This window comes from Sphingomonas melonis DAPP-PG 224, from assembly GCF_000379045.1.
In the GTDB taxonomy this organism is placed as follows: Bacteria; Pseudomonadota; Alphaproteobacteria; order Sphingomonadales; family Sphingomonadaceae; genus Sphingomonas; species Sphingomonas aquatilis.
The window spans coordinates 40,473-57,057 of the sequence record NZ_KB900607.1; the positions used below are offsets into that span (position 1 = coordinate 40,473).

Here is a 16,585-nt window from a genome sequence, read left to right on the forward strand (position 1 = left end):
TCGAGGGAGGCTGTAAGAGCCGATCTGAATCACGAAACAGCCTGTTTCGTGTGCCCCCCTTAGCCCATCGGTATCGCAACCAGTCCATATCCCTTAGAAAAGAAGCCGCTTTCTATGCTCAATACCCAATTCAGCCCTTGGCCAAGCTTCAGCGACGAAGAGCAGGCAGCGGTTTCCGGGGTCCTCAGATCAAACCGCGTCAACTACTGGACGGGCGAGGAAGGTCGCGCATTCGAACGCGAATTCGCTCAATGGACCAACGCGAAACGCGCGATTGCCGTTGCCAATGGAACACTGGCGCTCGACCTCGCATTGAAGGCGTTGGACATCGGTCCGGGTGACGAAGTGATCGTGACACCCCGCACGTTCATCGCTTCAATCTCAACCGTCGTCACCGCCGGCGCGACGCCAGTCTTCGCGGATGTTGACCAGGACAGCGGCAATATTTCTCCCGCCACCATTGCGCCGCGGATTACACCGCGGACCCGTGCCATTATCCCGGTTCATTTGGCCGGATGGCCGGCGGACATGGCGGGGATCCTCGCCCTTGCCCGTCCGAACGGTATCCGCGTCGTCGAGGATTGCGCCCAGGCGCATGGCGCCCGGATCGGTGACCGAATGGTCGGCACGTTTGGCGATATTGGTGCATGGTCGTTCTGCCAGGATAAGATCATGACTACCGGCGGTGAAGGCGGCATGGTGACAACCGACGACGAGGCATTGTGGTCGAAGATGTGGTCGTTCAAGGATCACGGCAAAAGCTGGGAAGCGGTCTACGAACGCGCACATCCCCCAGGTTTTCGCTGGGTCCACGAACAGTTCGGCACAAATTGGCGAATGCTGGAGATGCAGGCGGTGATCGGGCGCATCCAGCTGGACCGCATGGCGGAGTGGACCGCGCGGCGCACGCTGATCGCGCATCGGCTACGAGATGTCATGGCGGAACATGCTGACATCGTCCGGGTACCGCTGCCCGACAGCGGGATGACGCACGCCTTCTATCGTCTATACGCCTATGTCCGGCCCGACCATCTTGGCAGCGAATGGAGCCGCGACCGTATCGTTGCGGAGATCACAGCGCGTGGTGTTCCTGCTTATCAGGGGAGCTGTTCGGAAGTGTATCTGGAAAAGGCGTTCGACAGCACTCCATGGCGGCCAGCCGAACGGCTACCCGTCGCGCGTGAACTGGGGGACACTAGTCTAATGTTCCTGACCCATCCGTCGCTGACCGATGCCGAGGTCGACAAGATGTGCGACACGGTACGCAGCGTTTTTGAGCAGGCGGCCGGCTAAGGCGTCTGACGTGCTCCCCAAAGCTCTACCAGTCATAACTGGAGTCCGGGGTTGGTATGGTGCCCCTCGGGGCGGTGTTGCACAACCCGCCTGGCAGCATCGGCGGGCGTCAGCCCGCCAACACCACTATGCGGGCGCACATGGTTGTAGTCGTCGCGCCATAGCCGCAGCACCGAGCGGGCATGGCCAAGCAACACGAACAGCGTCTCGTTGAGGCATTCGTCGCGCAGGCGGCCGTTGAAGCTCTCGACATAGCCGTTCTGCTGCGGCTTGCCCGGCGCGATGTAGTGCCACTCGATGGGGCGCTCTGGCGTCCATCTCAGGATCGCCAAGCTGGTCAGTTCGGTGCCGTTGTCGCTGACGATCATCAGCGGCGGTCCGCCTCGGACGGCGATGATGGCGTCGAGCTCATGAGCGACACGCGCGCCTGACAGCGAGGTGTCGGCCACCAGCGCCAGGCATTCCCGCGTGAAGTCGTCGACCACCGCCAGGATGCGGATGCGACGGCCGCTGATCAGCGTATCGCTCACGAAGTCGAGGCTCCAGCGCTGGTTTGGACCTTGCGGCAGCGCCATGGGCGCTCGGGTGCCCATGGCTCGTTTGCGACCGCGCCGGCGCCTGACCCGCAGGTTCTCCTCGCGGTATAGCCGCAGCAGCTTCTTGTGGTTCATGACCAGCCCCTCACGGGCCAGCATGATCCCCAGCCGCCGGTAGCCGAAGCGGCGACGCTCCGCCGCGATCTCCCGTAACCGCGACCGCAGGTCGCCATCATCACTACGCCGGGGCGCGTAGCGCACCGACGTCCTGTCTACGCCGAAGATCGTACAGGCCCGACGCTCGCTGATGCCGAACAGCTGTCGAGCGTGCTCGACAGCTTTCCGCTGAGCGGCGGGCTTCACCAGTTTTTTCCCGCCACCTCCTTCAGCACGGCGTTGTCGAGCATGGCATCGGCCAGCAGCCGTTTGAGCCGGCCGTTCTCCTCCTCGAGCACCTTCAGCTTGCGTGCCTGCGACACGTCCATGCCGCCATACTTCGCCTTCCACGCGTACAGCGTCGCGCTGCTGATGCCGTGCTTACGACACACATCGGCGGTCTTCATCCCGCCCTCCTGCTCGCGCAGCACCGCGATGATCTGCTCCTCGCTGAACCTCGTCTTCTTCACGTCCGTCTCCTCACGAAGCCGGACTCTAGCTCAAAATGGCAGAGTTTCAGGGGAGCACGTCACGTCCCTCCCCTGCCTCCGCCAGAACGACAGCATGCCGCGACAGACAAGGCGCGGGCGGACGCCCTCGCCGGATGTACCTGAATGCCGGTGGGTGCCAGATCAGTGAGCGTGTGTTCCACTATACTCCGGCACCAGCGTGCACATCACTTCGACCGCCTGTTGGCGATTCCCGTTAGTCAGAGCCTCCTGCAAAGTAGCGAGATGTTCCGCCAGTACGGGCCAGTCGAGATGATCCTCGCGAGCCTGCATGATGCGGGCATGATCGGTTGGGCGTGGGGAATTGCCGATCAGCAATTCTTCGTACAACTTCTCGCCCTTCCGCAGCCCGATCTCACAAATCTCGATGTCGCCCTCGGGATGTGTGGCGTCGCGGACACTTAACCCTGACAGGTTGATCATCGTGCGTGCCAAGTCGTAAATCCGGATCGGTTCGCCCATGTCGAGTACATAGACTTCACCGCCCTCAGCCATTGCTCCGGCTTGGATGACCAACTGGGCGGCTTCGGGTATAGTCATAAAATAGCGTGTAACGTCACGATGCGTGAGCGTGACTGGCCCGCCTTGGCGGATTTGCCGCTGGAACCGTGGAACGACAGAACCACTTGATCCTAGCACATTACCGAACCGGACGATTGCGAACAGCGTCTGGCTGCCCCGCCCGCTCAATGCCTGCAACACCAGTTCGCAGATACGCTTGCTAGCGCCCATCACATTGGTCGGACGCACCGCCTTGTCCGTACTAACCAGGATAAAGTTGCGTACGCCCACCCGGTCCGCCTGCACTGCGCAGTTCAACGTTCCGATAATGTTGTTGCGTAACCCAGCAATCACATTCTCTTCGACCAAGGGAACATGCTTGTAAGCGGCTGCATGAAACACGGTCTCAGGGTGCCAGCGGTCGAACAGCCGCCGGGCGGTATCTATGTCGGCAATGCTGCCAAGCTCAGCATGAATGGCAAAGCCTGAAGCAAATAGGCCCTGATTTTCCGCTTCGCGAAGTTCGGCTTCGATCGAATAGAGCGCGTGTTCTGTCATTTCGACCAAGATTATCGCCAATGGCTCCAACCGGCTAATCTGGCGGCATAATTCGCTACCAATTGATCCGCCAGCGCCGGTAATCATAACCGAGCGGCCTGTAACCGTGCGGTGCAGGAGATGCTGGTTCGGCGGTACCGGGTCGCGTCCTAGAAGGTCAGTGATCTCGATTTCCCGCAAGTCGCCGACTGAAACGGATCCATCCAGCAGGTTGCCAATGGCAGGCAACGTCAGCACCCGGACGCTGATGTCCTCAAACTTGCGAACCATCTGCTCGCGCTGCTGGCGCGAAACCCGCGGAACGGCGAGGAGTACCATGTCGATGCCAAGCCGGTCGATCAGGTCGGCAACATTGTCCGTTCGATAGACCCGGACGCCATCCAGATGCTTACCTGCAACACGAAGATCATCGTCCAGATAGCCCCGCAAGATCATGTTGCCTTCATGGCGCAAGGACAAAGCAAGTTGTCGCCCCGACGAACCAGCACCGTAAATAAGAACGCGATGTCGCTGTCCGGTAAAGTTACGCTGGTTCAGCAGATCAAACAAAATATAACGTGCAACAAGCCGGCTAAAAATTAGCAATACAGCAAAGACCATCGGCTGAATAGCCGCAATAGTGCGGGGTATACCAGGCACCACATTGAGAAGCGTAAAGATGGCCAGCACCACACCGATCATCATGCAGGACGTTGCGATGCCGATCATAGTGCGTGATCCCATGTATCGCACAACCGATCGATAGACGCCGGAAAAAAGGAATATTGGCAGCCATGCCACGATACTCACGATGGCAATCGCGGCAAACGCCGGGCTGGAAATAATCCATCCACCGAGCCGCAGCGAAAACGCAATCCATACAGCTAATAAGCAAAGTATAGCGTCATTTGCGACAACAAGGGAAATTTTTACTTTTTGTCCCGATTCGACAAGGTAATGGAGAGCGGAAACGACCGCAGGCTCTGCTCTTTTCCAGATTTTGTTCACGACGCCGCTACTCACCACCTGCCATGTTTCCAGCGATCGCCTGTTACTGCAATTGTAGGCACCGGCTGCGCCCTACAACATGGTGTGACCGTTGACAAACCGGTACGGGGCATGTCGATAGCCGTGCGCAGCGCTTCCCATGACCGCTCGCCATGCTGTAGCCATGCCAACTTCATGCACACACCTGTTTTTTCACGCCGCAAGACCTTCGTGCTCCCGCTGGCCTGGGCTAGCGCCGGCCAACTCCTCACCAGCGCGTGCGATGCACGGCCCGCGACTTCTTTGACACCCGAGGATTTTGGGGCGACGAGTTACACCACCCGCGAGGCCGCCAAGCGAGGCGTCGACGCCACGGCAGCCGTACAGCGCATGGCGGACGAAGCCGCTAGACGGGGGATTGGATGCGGTGGGGCGGCGGGGCGATGGTATGCGACCAGTACCGTCGACTGGCCGTCGGGATCGACAGTTACCAGCCTGAACCTTCTTACGCGATCAGGCATGATCGACGCAGCGCCGTTCACCATCGAGGCTGTGCACGAGCCCCGGCGCGACCTGTCCTTCACCGACTGCATGGTAGACGGGAACCGTCAGGGCCAGCATGATCTGCGATCCTCAGGCGGAGACGGGCGGCGGTGCGGATGGCTGCTAAGCGGTCATTTCCCCGGTGCGATTCAGGGCATTACGCTGACCCGTTGCCGGGCATGGAACTGTGCAACCGACGGGTTCATGACCTGGTGCAACGGCGTCGAGCAGCGTGAGAACGCCGATTACTTCTTCGGGAATATCAAACTTATAGACTGCGACTTCCAATGGAACGGGCGCCATGGCGGGTCACTGATGGGGGTCGATGGCTTTCACATGCAGGGCGGCCGTCTCAAGAACAACGGCAAGGACCTTGCCATGACGAAGGCACCGATCCGGTCCAATGGTACTTGGGCACGCGTGATCGGATCGGGCGTGGGAACGCGACGCTATGGTAGGCCATGGGATTGCGAAAGCTCGCTTCCCGGTGAGGGCTATCAGAACGTAACGTTCAGCGACGTCGACATGCGGGACAATGTCGGTGGCCTGCTGTTCCACCATTATTTCTATGCCGGCGGGCGATTGGCTCGTCGTTTACGGATTCATAACTGCCTACTTTCTGATCCGGAAGGGCAGACGACGGGCGATGGCGCGCTACTATTCTATGCGGTCGATGCCCGCACCGGCCGTCCGTTTGACCGTCAGGTGATAGCGTTCGATGAGATTGAGGCGATCGACAACCAGTATGAGCGTCAGGGTGTCGCCGTCTACTCGGCCGATCATGTCATCGTCGCCGGCGGAAGGGCAACCATGACCGGGCCAGGTTTCTGGGGGTATTACGCTACCCTCAACCGGTGCGGCGGTAATGTGCGCATAGACGTGCCCAGCAACCGCTACCGTATCTGGAAGGTTGACCAGACCGGTCAAGGCCTAATTGATGGACGGTTCAGCAGTGGCAGGACCGCTTCCAGTGCTTCTTCATAAGCGGGAATGCTGCCCTTACGGACAAAGGTCCGCCCATCGGAATTCTGTGTGCAGGCCAGCGCTTGGTTAAAACCATTCGCAACTGCTGCCTTGTTCTGTGCGACCATGAATACTCCTTCCTGCGCCTTCTGCACAAGGCTGGGATGTCGGAATGTGACAAAAGGAATACCGAGCAGCATATACTCGTAATATTTCGTTGGTTCAGCATATTTGGTGTTCAACCGATTCATTCGGCCGGGCACGTCGTTATATGGGTACAGGCATACTAACGCCGATGCTTCTTGCCACAACCGTTGAAGCAAAACTGGACGCGGTAACGGACCTGTGATGATTAAACGTTTGCCTTCGGGCAGGGGGATTGCGCGCAACTGGTCGAGATAGGCGGGATCCTCAGGATTGCCGATCAGTTCCAGCTCGTGCGCGTCGGATTTCGCAAAGGCCCGGACCAGCAGGTCGATCCCTTGGTAATGGGCGATCATCCCGCCATACATGATCCTGCCGGGAATCGGTGCACGCGGCAGGTCATGCAGCCCGCGTATCTGTTCCACCGTCCGGCGATCGGGGACGTTGCGAACCACAGCGTCGGGCCGGCGGGCGATCACCGTGCGCAGCCGCGCGCGATGGGCATTGACCTCCACCAGCAGATCGGCCGACCGAGCAATGCGGTTCGCGACCACCTCCATGCAGCCATCGCCGTCGAGTTCATAGGCGAAGACCATCGTTCGGCCACGCCTCAGTAGCCATAGCGGCCACGAAAACAGCGCCGAGCGTGTACCGACCAGCACGACCATGTCCGACCGCTTACGCGACCGCCACACACTTTGCCAAAATGTCAGCACGCGCTGCCATCCGCTGCTCGAGGCCGAAGCGACCGAGCGGATGTCGATCCCGTCCTCATCAACGATGTGGCGGGCGCTCTCGCCGACATACAGCACGCGAACGTCATGCCCCCTGGAGCGCAGGAACCGCGCCAACGAGAACACGATGCTATATACACGGTCTAGATTGGCATAAGACCAAATGACAATATTCATGACAGTCCTGTATCGGCCGGCCCCCGATCACGCAGCTGCCCGAGCCGGATGAAGGTCGCAAACGAAAGAAAGACAAGATAGGTAGAATAGGCGACGAAACGTGCTTCGGCAAAGCCATTGGTCGACCGATGTACCAGCAGCAGCGACATCCCGACGAAGACCAAGCACCAGAATATATTGCCGAACGCGCTGAACTTGAAATGACCAAGTCCAGTAAGCACGGTGCCGAACGGAAATGCCAGCGCGCTGAACCAGCCCGCACACAACAGCATGACAAAAGCATACTCGGCTCCGCCCAAGCGATATGCCGCCAGCAGGAACGGCGCCGATGCCATCAACGCTACCGCCGGTACGAGAGTAAAGACGAAGTTCCAGCCAATGATCCGCCGTGCCTGCTGGCAATATGCGACGAACTCGGCAGCCTCCGCTTTGTGCATCAGATGCGGCAGGATGACTTGGTTTACGATTGCAGGAATAAAGAGCAATAGGCTAAGCCATTGCTGGGCGACCGTAATGACCGCCGTGTCGATCGGAGGACGCGCCGATCCAAAAATATAGGTCAGAACGACAAGATTCGTCGGTTCGACCACCGATGATCCGATCAGCGAGGGCGGGACACGGCCCAGCATCACCTGCCAATGGGTAAAGCTGTGGATTGCCGCTCGATCCTTGTGTAGTGCCACGCGAACCAGCATCGCGGCAGACAGTGCGCCGGCTAGAACAGTACCACCTACCACCGCTGTCACCATCGTCCCGGGATCGGACGCAATGAGGACCGCCGCGACTTGCCCCCCGCCGAGTAGGAGGCTGCTGAGCATCGCCCGGCGATAGGCACGCTCGGCGATCAATCCGGCCAGAGTCACCGCCTGAACGCAGAAGCCCGATGCCATCGCCGCCACCAACATGGCGAAGTTGGTTGGGGTCAATCCCGATGCCGTAATTCCTGCTGACAACCACACGACCATTGCCGCGACGGCAACGGTCACAATCGCTCCAGTGATCAGCGACACGATCGGGGCCACGCTGCGTTCGCCGCGCGTCCGTGCGCCCGCAACCGCACCAGTCAGCGGCAACGAAAAGCCTGGCGCGATCGCCAGCCCAAGAATGCTGCTCCACAGGATCACCGCTGAAACCGCCGACAGCCCCTGCTGTCCAAACCGATGTGCCACCAGTAGCAGCGCACCGATCTGGAACGCGCGATTGCCGCCCGCACCAACGACCGACAGCGCTGTACCCTGTACGAGGGAGCCTGGGTTGATCAGGCTTTTGATGCCCAAGCTCAGCAAGCTCCGCACACGATCGATAGCCAAGCCAGCTTCCTTGTTATCGCGGTTGCATCAGCCGGCGATGATTCGGTCGACGATCCGTTGTGCCGCATGGCCGTCGCCATAGGGGCTGCCGCCCTTGATCATGTCGGCATAGGCCACCGAATCGTCGAGCAGGCGCCGCGCCTCAGTAAGCAGGCGATCGGCCGATGGACCGACCAGCCTCGCGCTGCCGGCCTCAACAGCTTCGGGGCGCTCGGTCGTGTCGCGGGTGACCAGAACTGGCTTATCGAGTGCCGGGGCTTCTTCCTGAATGCCGCCGGAATCGGTGATGACCAGATAGGCACGCTTTAACAGGTAGACGAAGGAAAGATATTCCAACGGCGGAATCAGGTGGACGTTAGGCGCATCACCTAACATCTCGTGCACGACCTCGCGAACGGATGGGTTCAGGTGGACCGGATAAACGATATCGACATCTCTACGCTCGGCCAGCGCCTTGATCGCAAGGCATATCTGACGCAACCCTTCGCCGAAATTCTCCCGGCGATGACCGGTGACCAATATGAGGCGCCGAGAGGAACCGAGGAACGGCATGCCCTGACCGGCACGGTCGCACAAATCCGGCTCCCGCTCGAGCCGGTCAACGATGCTGTGCAGCGCGTCGATGACGGTATTGCCCGTGACGATCACGCGATCCGCCGCAACACCTTCAGCTAATAGGTTGTCGCGCGAACGCGCCGTCGGCGGAAAGTGCAGGCTGGTAATCGGAGTCAGCAGGCGCCGGTTCATCTCTTCGGGCCATGGGGACATGATGTCGCCGGTTCGTAAGCCGGCCTCGACATGAGCGACCTTGATCTTGCGATGGAAGGCGGCCAATCCGGCAGCAAAAGCGGATGTGGTGTCGCCCTGTACGATGACCCAGTCGGGATTAACATCGGCGAGGATCTTATCGACGGTTTGCAACACGTTAGCCGACAATTCCGAAAGCTGCTGTCGAGGGCGCATCACATTCAGGTCAAACGCAGGTTTGATACCGAACAAGCCCAGCACTTGGTCAAGCATTTCCCGATGCTGCCCGGTAACGCAGGTGATATGTTCAACACGATCTTCCGTTTCGAACGCACGGATGACAGGCGCCAGCTTGATCGCTTCCGGCCGCGTGCCGAAGATGCTCATCACTTTCATCGAAAGCTCCCTTCGCCAGTCGCGTTAGCGGATGATGTACCCGGCACAAGAGAGGATGATAGCAAGGCCGAAATTTATCGCGCTACATGCGTCCCTTGCCCCCTCCCGTACGTTTACGATAGGTGGCAGTTATGTCCCCGGAATCCGCTACATTGGCGCCCCCGATCGTATCCATAAGAACACAGGGCAGCGAAACCGCGCAGCGGGCTTGCATCGTCGTTGTCATGGTGGCGAGCTTCGTGTTGCAATCCGCTGCCGACGCCTTCTGGGGCGTGCATCTAGGGCTGGTCGCCGCATTTGTGCTGGCCTTCGTATTGGCATGGGTCGCGTCGCAGAGCTCCCGCTATTCCCTCGCCTATGCTGTGATACCGATTGCGATCTGTTGCTCCCTACTATGTTGGTGCATCATTTCGCCGCTGCCCGGTGCTACAATCGAGGGACTCCCCGTAACCGACCGATTAAATTATTATATTTTGTATCACACGCCTGCAATTTATTCATATACCGATTACGAAATCGGTTTTTTGACTTTGATTGCTGCATGCCGACCATTCATTGATTTCCAAGCGTTCTTGATATTGTGCGTCATAGTTACACTACTAGGATATCTCCAGATGCTATCTGCATTTGGACGCAGCGCCTATTTCTCTTTACTGTTATGCTTCGGACTGGGTTATTTCGCCTTTTGGAGCGGTGTGCTCAACGTCACGCGGCAATTTATGGCCGGTGGACTGATAATGATAGCCGCCAGCTTTCTGTTAACCACTGATCGCCATACCACTCGCACGCATCTGCTGTGCGCACTGATTGGCATCGCCGCCATGTCAATCCATTCCTCGGCGGCAATCCTGTTCCTATTCCAAGCACTGGTTTTGATCAAAAAGCGCAACAGGCTGCTGATTGCGATGTGGGCCTTCAATATTCTAATTTTTACGGTGAATATTATTGGCCTAAGCCCGCTTCGTCCGCTGACCTCGCGAATTTCCGGGTTTCGCAGGTATGACATAGAACAGGCTTCTGCTGCAGACCTTGTCAATATTATGAACACCGGCGTTGGTACGGGTAATCGCCCCGACTGGGCGATCTTTCTGTTGATACCGATGCTACTGTACGGAGTGTTCCGAGTCCTAAGTAACAAGCCTAGCGGCGACCGGGACGACTTGAGTGGACTTGCACTGTTCTACACTACCGTTACCGTGCCGTTCTATGCAATGAGCTACCTCATCTACGCGGATCGACTCGCCTATTATGCCTACCTGACGTTTCCGCCTTTCATTCTTATCATTTCGGCAACGCAGGTTATGAAACCCTATCGGGCGATCCTTATCGCAACGATGGCAGGCTTAGCCATCTCCCAGTTTGGGCTAGGATGGTATGGCTACACGCCGTTGTTCTGGTCAGGAGCCCTGCTGCGAGTGGGGTGACCACACCGGGTACCTATTCCCCGTTCAAGACAGCGTGCGTGCCAAGCGCTTACGGACGGCCGCCTTCAGGCCGCGTGGCAGACACGCGGCCGCCAAGCTGCGCCCCAATCCTTTGTACGATGCGGGGCGATGCCAGGAGAAATAGTGCCAGACGATGCGGGCGGTGGTCCGTGCCGGGCGGTTTGACGCCGCCAGCACCGATCCGCCATGTACCCGGTATTGAACCAAAGGCTGGGCTACGCTGTCGATTATGCCGTCACGAACGATACGCTGCACGAACTCATAATCCTCGGCGCCGACATAGCGATCATCATAGCAACCGATCCGGTTGAACACCGAGGTCCGCAGAAACCAAGTCGAATGCACGAAAATATTACGGGCCGATAGCGCTGCGACCAAGTCTTGCGGTAGGTCGCCGGGAATATCCCATAGGGATCGACCCTCACCATCGATAACTTGCACGCCGCTGACCGTCAGGTCAGCGCCGGTTGTATCGGCGCAGGCGCGCTGCATCGCCAAACGATTGGGAAGGCTGAAGTCGTCCGCATCCTGGCGGGCGTAGAACTCATACCCTTCTTCAAGGGCAAAACGGGCTGCGAAGTTCAGCACACCGATCAGGCCAATGTTGCGCGCCATCCGGCAATGGATCAGATTGCTGGCAGGCGGAAGCTCATCGAGCGGGGTACCACCGTCCTCCACCAGGAGGATGTCGTGCGGCTCGTCATTAGCGGCCAGCGCCGTGAGGCAGGGCCCAATCCATTGCTGCGCATTGTAGCAGGGCAGCACGACGAGGATGCGAGGGCGAGGGCGATCTTGCTGCCGATGGTCCTGCACACGACAGGACACCATTCTGCCACCCTGCGATACCCACCGATCGCCGGCCATCACCACTCGGTTTCATTCGAGAGGGACGCTGTCATGCTGCGATAGATTCTCTCGTTCACCTTGACCACGTCGAAATTCTCTTCTGCCATACGGCGACTTTCCTTCCCCATTGCTGAAATCAGGTCGGGGTTTTCACAAAAGCGAGTCATCGCCTCTGCCAGACTGGGCACATCGCGGGGCTGAGCATAATAGCCGTTAACCCCGGCGACGACTGTTTCGCGACAGCCCGGAACGTCGGTTGTCACGACCGGACGACCCATTGCCATGGCCTCCTGCGTGCTACGTGGCACGCCTTCGCGGTAGGACGGCAGCACATAGACCGAACAGGCGGCGATCCAAGGGCGCACGTCGTCTAGCTCACCCAGCCATTCGACACTACCGTCGACGGTGAAAGCCCGTACCTCGTCGGCCGCGATGCCGCCGGGATTATCGTCCATCCCGCCAATCAATCGGAAACGGGCCTCGGGAAAGCGTTTGCGCACGAACCGTGCCGCCGCGACATATTCCCGCACCCCTTTTTCGCGCAGTAATCGCCCGATCATCAGGAACGATGGCGTATGGTCAGGCAGCGGCGCGACGGCATAATGGGTCAGGTCGACCCCTATCCCCCCTAGCAACCGGGCCTGGGTAAGATCAACGATACGCCGGTCAATGAATTCGGCAAGATCATCGGGGTTTAGGAATAGTACTCGGTGCGCACGCCCCAACGCAGCCTTCAGTAAAGTGATGGCCAGCCCGCGCGCCAGCTTTTTTTTGGACGTGTCCCTGTCGTCTTCAGTGAAGAGATAGCCTAGTCCCTCGACCATTGCGATCCGCCGGGGGATACGTGTGATTGCGGCAGCAAGACTGCCATAGATGTTCGGCTTGATAAAATAGGTCAGGCTGACGTCCGGTCGTTCGCGCCATAGCCATGCGATCAGATCCCGCAGAGTCAGCAGATCCGACAAAGGATTTTGTCCGGTACGCTCAATACGATAGGTATCGACCGCCACTCCCATGCTCTCAAGTTTTCGCCGTTGTTCATCGGAAAAATCGGGAGCGAGTACATGGACGGCATGCCCTCGCTCAATAAGCAGGCGTAATAGCGGCCCACGGAACCGGATCACGGAATCTGTAAAATTCGAGATAATTACGATTTTCATGGCGATCAGATCGTCTTGCGCCCTTAACTGCGTGATTGGGACGGCCGGTCGAATACCGTTACCCCCGCCGTTGAATGCGCCATAGCCGGAATCGACACCGTTGGGTAGAAGAATGGCGTGCTATCGTCATGCGCGCCCGACAAGCGGCAAACTGACGGTTCCGCCAAACCGCAAACTATCATAAGACGCGGCTGACATGTCCCAGTCCTTCCAACGTTCCGCATCGACCTTCAAACCCAGCCTGTCTTTTGCGCTGCTATGCATGATGCTGGCAGTCCTTTGGCTGGCGGGGGGGGCATCACGGGCCGATACCCTAGGACAAACCATCGTGCGTAGCGTCGCATGGTTCGGCCTCATAGTGCTGGTGCTAGCAGGCGAGCGCCCGTCGCTGCAACAGGTCAGACCGGTAGCGATCCTGCTCTTGGCGGTGATCGCGATGCCGCTCGCACAATTGATCCCGCTACCTCCAGACATCTGGGGCAGCCTGCCAGGCCGGGGAGAGTTTGCCGCAGGCACACCACTGGCCGACTCCCCTGTGCCATGGCGGCCGATCAGCCTAGCGCCCAGTGCAACCCTCAACGCCCTCTATTCTCTAATTGTGCCAATTGCGATCTTCCTATTTGCAACCGGTCTGAAGCAACGAGAGCGCACCCGTCTGCCAAGCATCCTGCTGGGGATGGTCGTCGCATCAGCAATTGTTGGTCTCGCCCAATTTTCAGGAATATCGTTCGACAATCCGTTCATCAACGAAACGGTGGGGCGTGTAAACGGCACCTTTGCCAACCCCAATCATTTCGCACTATTTACAGCGATCGGTTGCCTACTCGCCCCAATTTGGGCACTGGAAGAGAGACAGCGCCGCGGATGGCGGGTGGTGATTGCGCTGGGGCTGCTGACGCTATTCGTCCTGATGATCTTGGCCAGCGGTTCGCGTACTGGGATGCTACTTGGCATTATTGCCACCTGTATTGGGCTTATGCTCGAACAATCCGCAATTCGCCGGATGACCCGACATTATCCACGCTGGGTCTTTCCCACCCTGATCCTTTCCATTCTCGCTATGCTATCCGCCTTTGTGTTCGTCAGCTTTGCCGCCAATCGCGCTCAATCGATCAACCGGCTATTCTCAATAGATACCGGGCAAGACATGCGTACGCGTGGCCTACCGATTGTCGTGTCAATGATCCGCGATTATTTTCCTATTGGAACGGGCTTGGGAAGCTTTGATCCAATATTTCGAATGCACGAACCTTTTGGATTGCTCAAATTCCTTTATTTCAACCATGCTCATAACGATTTTCTCGAAATTATTCTTGATACTGGCTTGATAGGCGGGGTATTGTTGGTGGTGGGGTGCGGATGGTGGCTGATACGCAGCATTCGAATCTGGACAGCCAAGGATGACACTAGCGCGCGCAATCTTGCTAGGTTGGGATCGGCGATGCTGCTGTTGGTGATGATTGCTAGCGTGGTAGATTATCCAGCCCGCACTCCAACCATCATGGCGATGATCATGCTGGCAGCACTGTTTTTGTCCGCTCCTGTTCGACAGGAACCCGCCTAGGTTGGGGACTCATTTGATCCACTCGGCGACGGTGGCAACGAGCGCGATGGCGGCCAGGTAGTTGCTGGCGTGACGGTCATATCGTGTGGCGATGCGCCGCCAATTCTTGAGCCGACAAAACAGCCGCTCAATGACGTTCCTGCGGCGGTAGATACGCCTGTCGAGCGGGTAAGGCGTACGGCGCGCAGCGGTGGACGGGATCACGGCCTTGATGCGTCGGTCGGCGAGCCAGCGGCGCAGACTATCGGCGTCATAGGCTTTGTCGGCGATGAGATGGCGGGCTGGCGTGGCAATGCTCAGCAGTGGAATGGCCACGTTGATGTCGGCAACGTTGCCAGGCGTCAGGGCAAAGGCGACCGGTCGGCCGCAATCATCGGCCAGGCAGTGGATCTTGCAGGTCCGACCGCCGCGCGAGCGGCCGATCGCTTCTTGCCACTCCCCCTTTTTGAGCCGGCTGCCGAGCGGTGGGCTTTCACATGCGTGCTGTCGATCGACAATTCATCCGGCACCGGCCCGGCGCCAGCAATCTTCTCGAACAACCGCTGCCAGATGCCGCGCGATGCCCATCCATTGTAGCGATTGTAGATGGTCGGTGGTGGTCCATAGTTCGCCGGAACATCCCGCCACCGGCAGCCTGTCTTGAGAACATGCAGAATGCCCGAGATCACCGTCCGATCATCAACGCGAGGCTTGCCAGGACGGCCATGCGGGAGATGCGGCTCAATCGCCGCCCACGCCTCGTCAGATAGCCAAAACAGATGCCGTGCCATAGCCGCTCCTGCCAAACTCATCAGAAGCCCCTATTTACATTATCTCATCAACAACTTGTATGGGGTCCCAACCTAGGGTCAGGACTCCTTGATCACAGTCAGAAGATGACGGCGGCGGAGATGGCTGTAAGGCCGCGATCGTAGCGGGTGGCGACCCAGCGGGCAGTCTTTGAGGCGGCCGAACATGATTTCAATGCGGCTGCGGCGCCGATAGCGCGCTTGTCGTATTTGACCGGCTTGTTGCGTAATCGCCGCCCGGGATGCAGGGCTGGATGCCTTTGGCTTGGTGAGCGTCCCTGAACCAATCTGCGTCGTAGCCGCGGTTTCCGAGCAGCCAATGCGCTTTTGGCAGGTCGTCCAGCAGCGCTGCCGCGCCAGTGTAGTCGCTGACTTACCCGGCGGTCATGAATAAGCTCAATGGGCGTCCGTTTGCGTCGGCGATGGCATGGAGCTTGGTGTTCATGCCGCCCTTAGTTCGCCCGATCAGGCGGCCGAGATCCCCTCACATGGGAGTTCTCAGGTCAAGAGGCTGTGCGGTAGAGCGTGCAGCCTCTTTCCTTCCGCACAATCATATCTGTTCTACCTTGCCGGTTCGGCTGCCAGCCGCAGCAATGAACCAAAACAGCGCGCCTGCAATAGCGCCTAATAGGGCAATTTGGCCGACGTAGTAGAAGTTCATCAGCCATCCGTAAGCAGTCAAAGATCCGTCGATGACGGTTGATCGTCCATCAATGCTCGCATTATCCGGTCGACTTATTAACGCGAGCACGAGCCAGGGAAGAGCGGCGACCACTGCACCAGTCGCAGCGCAGTTGATGATTGTCGCATTGACGTGTCGGCGTAACATGAAGAACGCCGGGAGCCCGATGATAAAGGCTGGAGGGTAAGCGCCAAACACGGCAAATGCCACAGCGCTCCGCCAGATCCGTTCGAGCGGATCGGTGATGCCCTCATATGCTGGCATAGCAATAGCCATCAACAAGGCGGCTGCGCCCGGGACCACTACAAAGGCGAGGATCACCCGCCAAATTGAAGGATAGGTGCGCTTGGCTCGTGCGGCGTACATGACGCCAGCTTATCGCTTTGTCGTCGCCATTCCAGATCAATCGTCAGGAATGGTCAGAGCGTCAGGCCATGGTCGTCCTCCTCAATTTCTGGATCACTGGCCTGAGCCTGTTGCAACAAGCGTCCCGGTGACCGGTCCGCTCTAACCTCACATCCGGTCGCCGCTCGTGCGCGGCTGCACCACAATCCCGCTTGCGTCGGG

12 protein-coding genes and 2 pseudogenes are annotated in these 16,585 nt (G+C 58.6%); 4 read left to right on the forward strand and 10 right to left on the reverse strand.

Annotated elements, in window-relative coordinates; translation table 11 throughout:
• Nucleotides 1-114 precede the first annotated feature (114 nt).
• Nucleotides 115-1,293: a DegT/DnrJ/EryC1/StrS family aminotransferase gene (locus tag SPHME3_RS0119680; protein ID WP_018251347.1), complete on the forward strand. Its 1,179-nt coding sequence runs from the start codon at nucleotides 115-117 to the stop codon at nucleotides 1,291-1,293.
• A 32-nt stretch (nucleotides 1,294-1,325) separates the two neighbouring features.
• Here SPHME3_RS0119680 and SPHME3_RS0119685 read toward each other — a convergent pair.
• Nucleotides 1,326-2,455 (reverse strand): IS3 family transposase gene (locus SPHME3_RS0119685; protein WP_156021457.1). Its coding sequence is split into 2 segments (ribosomal slippage): nucleotides 1,326-2,203 and nucleotides 2,203-2,455, totalling 1,131 coding nucleotides; the frame shifts between segments, so codons are not numbered across the junction.
• Between the two features lie 162 nt (nucleotides 2,456-2,617).
• Nucleotides 2,618-4,540, reverse strand: a complete 1,923-nt coding sequence (locus SPHME3_RS20420; RefSeq protein ID WP_051076142.1) for a nucleoside-diphosphate sugar epimerase/dehydratase — start codon at nucleotides 4,538-4,540, stop codon at nucleotides 2,618-2,620.
• A 498-nt stretch (nucleotides 4,541-5,038) separates the two neighbouring features.
• On the opposite strand from SPHME3_RS20420, the gene SPHME3_RS21210 reads away from it, so the two are divergent.
• A complete protein-coding gene (locus SPHME3_RS21210) occupies nucleotides 5,039-6,046 on the forward strand; it encodes a hypothetical protein (RefSeq protein WP_156021460.1) in 1,008 nt (335 codons plus the stop codon).
• On the opposite strand, the gene SPHME3_RS0119710 is transcribed toward SPHME3_RS21210, so the two are convergent.
• Genes SPHME3_RS0119710 through wecB form a run of 3 tightly spaced genes read right to left on the reverse strand, consistent with a single transcriptional unit; the run spans nucleotide 5,986 to nucleotide 9,533 of the window.
• Nucleotides 5,986-7,080, reverse strand: a complete 1,095-nt coding sequence (locus SPHME3_RS0119710) for a glycosyltransferase (protein WP_018251353.1) — start codon at nucleotides 7,078-7,080, stop codon at nucleotides 5,986-5,988. The two genes, SPHME3_RS21210 and SPHME3_RS0119710, sit on opposite strands and share 61 nt — an antisense overlap.
• Complete coding sequence (locus SPHME3_RS0119715; RefSeq protein WP_020493515.1) at nucleotides 7,077-8,390, reverse strand: lipopolysaccharide biosynthesis protein; 1,314 nt, start codon at nucleotides 8,388-8,390, stop codon at nucleotides 7,077-7,079. Before SPHME3_RS0119715 ends, SPHME3_RS0119710 begins: the two co-directional genes overlap by 4 nt.
• 27 nt (nucleotides 8,391-8,417) lie before the next feature.
• A complete protein-coding gene (gene wecB / locus SPHME3_RS0119720; protein ID WP_018251355.1) occupies nucleotides 8,418-9,533 on the reverse strand; it encodes a non-hydrolyzing UDP-N-acetylglucosamine 2-epimerase in 1,116 nt (371 codons plus the stop codon).
• A gap of 131 nt (nucleotides 9,534-9,664) precedes the next feature.
• Here wecB and SPHME3_RS0119725 point away from each other — a divergent pair, with 131 nt between their 5' ends.
• On the forward strand, nucleotides 9,665-10,957 hold the full coding sequence (locus SPHME3_RS0119725; protein WP_018251356.1) for an EpsG family protein: 1,293 nt from the start codon (nucleotides 9,665-9,667) through the stop codon (nucleotides 10,955-10,957).
• A gap of 24 nt (nucleotides 10,958-10,981) precedes the next feature.
• Here SPHME3_RS0119725 and SPHME3_RS0119730 read toward each other — a convergent pair whose 3' ends face one another.
• Both SPHME3_RS0119730 and SPHME3_RS0119735 read right to left on the reverse strand, forming a co-directional pair.
• Nucleotides 10,982-11,842 carry a glycosyltransferase family 2 protein gene (locus SPHME3_RS0119730; RefSeq protein WP_081614892.1) on the reverse strand — a complete coding sequence of 287 codons (861 nt, stop codon included), beginning with the start codon at nucleotides 11,840-11,842 and terminating at the stop codon, nucleotides 10,982-10,984.
• Nucleotides 11,842-12,984, reverse strand: coding sequence for a glycosyltransferase family 4 protein (locus SPHME3_RS0119735; protein ID WP_026189165.1), 1,143 nt, complete (start codon nucleotides 12,982-12,984; stop codon nucleotides 11,842-11,844). The genes SPHME3_RS0119730 and SPHME3_RS0119735 overlap by 1 nt, the downstream gene beginning before the upstream one ends.
• 196 nt (nucleotides 12,985-13,180) lie before the next feature.
• Here SPHME3_RS0119735 and SPHME3_RS0119740 point away from each other — a divergent pair, with 196 nt between their 5' ends.
• On the forward strand, nucleotides 13,181-14,548 hold the full coding sequence (locus tag SPHME3_RS0119740) for an O-antigen ligase family protein (RefSeq protein ID WP_026189166.1): 1,368 nt from the start codon (nucleotides 13,181-13,183) through the stop codon (nucleotides 14,546-14,548).
• 9 nt (nucleotides 14,549-14,557) lie between these two features.
• On the opposite strand, the pseudogene SPHME3_RS20890 reads toward SPHME3_RS0119740, so the two are convergent.
• The 3 genes and pseudogenes from SPHME3_RS20890 to SPHME3_RS0119750 form a co-directional block, all read right to left on the reverse strand.
• Nucleotides 14,558-15,339: pseudogene (locus SPHME3_RS20890) on the reverse strand (IS5 family transposase).
• Between the two features lie 77 nt (nucleotides 15,340-15,416).
• A pseudogene (locus tag SPHME3_RS20895) lies at nucleotides 15,417-15,820 on the reverse strand (IS5 family transposase); the annotation flags it as partial.
• Between the two features lie 66 nt (nucleotides 15,821-15,886).
• Nucleotides 15,887-16,384 (reverse strand): hypothetical protein, encoded by a 498-nt coding sequence (locus SPHME3_RS0119750; protein WP_018250504.1) that lies wholly within the window; start codon nucleotides 16,382-16,384, stop codon nucleotides 15,887-15,889.
• Between the last annotated feature and the right edge of the window lie 201 nt (nucleotides 16,385-16,585).

What these genes read in the sequence shown, in the direction of transcription:
- SPHME3_RS0119710 (WP_018251353.1), bottom strand. Translation starts at nt 7,080, where the DNA reads ATGAATATTGTCATTTGGTCTTATGCCAATCTAGACCGTGTATATAGC.
- SPHME3_RS0119750 (WP_018250504.1), bottom strand. Translation starts at nt 16,384, where the DNA reads ATGTACGCCGCACGAGCCAAGCGCACCTATCCTTCAATTTGGCGGGTG.
- SPHME3_RS0119680 (WP_018251347.1), top strand. Translation starts at nt 115, where the DNA reads ATGCTCAATACCCAATTCAGCCCTTGGCCAAGCTTCAGCGACGAAGAG.
- SPHME3_RS0119740 (WP_026189166.1), top strand. Translation starts at nt 13,181, where the DNA reads ATGTCCCAGTCCTTCCAACGTTCCGCATCGACCTTCAAACCCAGCCTG.
- SPHME3_RS21210 (WP_156021460.1), top strand. Translation starts at nt 5,039, where the DNA reads ATGATCGACGCAGCGCCGTTCACCATCGAGGCTGTGCACGAGCCCCGG.
- wecB (WP_018251355.1), bottom strand. Translation starts at nt 9,533, where the DNA reads ATGAAAGTGATGAGCATCTTCGGCACGCGGCCGGAAGCGATCAAGCTG.
- SPHME3_RS0119730 (WP_081614892.1), bottom strand. Translation starts at nt 11,842, where the DNA reads ATGGCCGGCGATCGGTGGGTATCGCAGGGTGGCAGAATGGTGTCCTGT.
- SPHME3_RS0119735 (WP_026189165.1), bottom strand. Translation starts at nt 12,984, where the DNA reads ATGAAAATCGTAATTATCTCGAATTTTACAGATTCCGTGATCCGGTTC.
- SPHME3_RS0119725 (WP_018251356.1), top strand. Translation starts at nt 9,665, where the DNA reads ATGTCCCCGGAATCCGCTACATTGGCGCCCCCGATCGTATCCATAAGA.